This is a genomic window from Psychrobacter sp. TB20-MNA-CIBAN-0197, assembly GCF_040309765.1.
Lineage (GTDB): Bacteria > Pseudomonadota > Gammaproteobacteria > Pseudomonadales > Moraxellaceae > Psychrobacter > Psychrobacter submarinus.
In genome coordinates this window covers 1-1204 of the sequence record NZ_JBEOPC010000069.1, presented here as the reverse complement: position 1 = coordinate 1204, position 1204 = coordinate 1, and the positions used below count along the sequence as shown (strand labels likewise).

Annotated in this window: 1 protein-coding gene; it reads left to right on the top strand. The window is 43.9% G+C overall.

Annotated features, from left to right (window positions below; genetic code table 11):
• The first annotated feature begins 92 nt into the window (after positions 1-92).
• Entirely contained in the window at positions 93-1187 is a 1095-nt protein-coding gene (locus tag AAEY83_RS12645) for an RNA-guided endonuclease InsQ/TnpB family protein (RefSeq protein ID WP_025643888.1), read from the top strand.
• Positions 1188-1204: the final 17 nt, after the last annotated feature.

Sequence of the window (1204 nt, the reverse complement as noted above, 5' to 3'; positions counted from 1 at the left end):
TCCTTCTAGGGCATGGATGTAAGGCGTCAACCGTTGTCACCTAAGATGACATCTACCTTGTCAACTCTGCTTATTGAGATCATAATCATTCTATGAAAACGCTCAAACTACGCACCAAAGACAAACATGCCAAGCAGCTCAATATCTTAGCTGGTGCGGTCAACTTTGTCTGGAATTACGTCAATGAGCTTAGTTTTAAACATCTTAAGCGCACAGGCAAATTCTTTTCAGCCTATGACTTGGCCACGTACACCAAAGGGGCTAGTGAATACCTAAATCTGCACAGTCAAACCTTGCAAGCGATCAGTGAGGTTCACGCTAAATCCCGTAAACAGTTTAAAAAAGCCAAACTCAACTGGCGTACTAATAATCCAAAAGCCAAGAGAAGAAGCTTGGGCTGGATTCCGTTTAAAAAGACTGCCATTAAGCACTTAGCAACCCGTCAATCAGGCAAGAAAAGCCTTAAGTCCACTATCCAACTAAGCCTCGCTAAGGGTAAAAAACTCACAATAGATCTATGGGACAGCTATAATCTAGCCCTGTACAGCATCAATACTCTGGAGCTAGTGCAAGACAATCGCGGCCACTGGTATGCCTGTATCACCGTTAAAGACTTTCCTAAGGTTAAAGGTGGTGATGGTAAGGTTGGTGTTGATTTAGGGTGTAAGGATGCTGCTACCAGCAGCCAAGGCGACAAGCTAACCATTAAGCAAACCCAGAAATGGGCTAAAAAACTTACCATTGCTCAAAGAGCAAACCATAAAAAGCGCGTAAAAGCCATTCACGCCAAGATAAAAAACACTCGTCAAGACTTAATTCACAAGTTTACCACCAGTCTGATTAAGGACAACGCCTTGATAGTGGTCGGTAAACTTCAATCAAGCTCATTTACTTCAAGCAAACTAGCTAAGTCTGTCTATGACGCAGGATGGTTTGAGATGAAGCGACAACTGGATTATAAATGCAAGTATGCAGGTTGTCACTATATCGAAGTTAATGAAAGTTACACCACCCAGACTTGTTCGTGTTGCGGCTCACGCCAAAACAGTCCGAAAGGTAGAGCAGATCTTGGAATAAGAGAATGGATATGCGAGTGCGGTGTCACTCATGACCGCGATATTAACGCGGCCAAAAACATTCTTGCGGTCGGGCTTGACCGTCTTGTAGAAGGAATCCCCTCCGTTTAGGGAGGGGAGGAAGTCAA

Bases quoted from the DNA above. Each gene is read 5' to 3' on its own strand.
- AAEY83_RS12645 (WP_025643888.1), top strand. From the start codon at position 93: ATGAAAACGCTCAAACTACGCACCAAAGACAAACATGCCAAGCAGCTC.